This window comes from Isoptericola halotolerans, from assembly GCF_003003075.1.
Taxonomy (GTDB): domain Bacteria; phylum Actinomycetota; class Actinomycetes; order Actinomycetales; family Cellulomonadaceae; genus Isoptericola; species Isoptericola halotolerans_A.
Map to the genome: position 1 here is coordinate 1 of NZ_PVTX01000019.1, position 1,700 is coordinate 1,700.

Consider the following 1,700-nt stretch of genomic DNA (forward strand, 5'->3'; position numbering starts at 1 on the left):
GATATTCTCCTACCGGCGAAGAACCGCCCATACCGAGCCCGGTGATGCTAACCACCCCGGACCACCACCGTCACCTTCGGGTGACACCGGTGGCGAGGCGTGGGACCCGAACCGGTAGTAGGTAAGCGTATTAACAGGGGTGACGCAGGAAGGTAGCCCGGCGTGGCGATGGTAGACCACGTCCAAGGCCGTAGCCGGCTTCGTAGGTAAATCCGCGAAGCACGTACGGTGAGAGCTGACGGTGACCGCTCAAGCGGGAATCGGGTGATCCTCTGCTGCCAAGAAAAGCCTCGACGCGAGGTTCTAGCCGCCCGTACCCCAAACCGACTCAGGTGGTCAGGTAGAGAATACCAAGGCGATCGAGCAAATCGTGGTTAAGGAACTCGGCAAAATGCCCCCGTAACTTCGGGAGAAGGGGGGCCCGAACTGTCCAACCCCTTGCGGGTGACGGCGGTAAGGGCCGCAGAGACCAGGGAGAAGCGACTGTTTACTAAAAACACAGGTCCGTGCGAAGTCGCAAGACGATGTATACGGACTGACGCCTGCCCGGTGCTGGAAGGTTAAGAGGACGGGTCAGCCTTCGGGCGAAGCCCAGAATTTAAGCCCCAGTAAACGGCGGTGGTAACTATAACCATCCTAAGGTAGCGAAATTCCTTGTCGGGTAAGTTCCGACCTGCACGAATGGCGTAACGACTTCTCCGCTGTCTCAACCGCGAACTCGGCGAAATTGCACTACGAGTAAAGATGCTCGTTACGCGCAGCAGGACGGAAAGACCCCGGGACCTTTACTATAGCTTGGTATTGGTGTTCGGTGCGGTTTGTGTAGGATAGGTGGGAGACTATGAAGCCCGCGCGCCAGCGCGAGTGGAGTCGCCGTTGAAATACCACTCTGACCGCATCGACCATCTAACCTCGGTCCGTGATCCGGATCAGGGACAGTGCCTGGTGGGTAGTTTAACTGGGGCGGTTGCCTCCCAAAATGTAACGGAGGCGCTCAAAGGTTCCCTCAGCCTGGTTGGCAATCAGGTGTCGAGTGCAAGTGCACAAGGGAGCTTGACTGTGAGACCGACAGGTCGAGCAGGGACGAAAGTCGGAACTAGTGATCCGGCGGTGGCTTGTGGAAGCGCCGTCGCTCAACGGATAAAAGGTACCCCGGGGATAACAGGCTGATCTTCCCCAAGAGTCCATATCGACGGGATGGTTTGGCACCTCGATGTCGGCTCGTCGCATCCTGGGGCTGGAGTAGGTCCCAAGGGTTGGGCTGTTCGCCCATTAAAGCGGCACGCGAGCTGGGTTTAGAACGTCGTGAGACAGTTCGGTCCCTATCCGCTGCGCGCGCAGGAAACTTGAGAAGGGCTGTCCCTAGTACGAGAGGACCGGGACGGACGAACCTCTGGTATGCCAGTTGTTCCGCCAGGAGCACCGCTGGTTCGCTACGTTCGGAAGGGATAACCGCTGAAAGCATCTAAGCGGGAAGCCTGCTTCAAGATGAGGTTTCCATCCCCCTCGTGGGGTGAAGGCACCCAGCTAGACCACTGGGTAGATAGGCCGGAAGTGGAAGACAGGACCAACGACTGTCGCAGCTGACCGGTACTAATAAGCCAACAACTTCAACACCAACACTTCTGCTATGCACGCGTCCACTGTGCGGTTCCCGAGAAACGGGCACCACCCACACACCCCCCACCCCCACCACAGGG

At 58.4% G+C, this 1,700-nt stretch carries 1 rRNA gene; it reads left to right on the forward strand.

Annotated features, from left to right (window positions below):
* Window positions 1–1,618 (forward strand): 23S ribosomal RNA (locus BCL65_RS17700); the annotation flags it as partial.
* Between the last annotated feature and the right edge of the window lie 82 nt (window positions 1,619–1,700).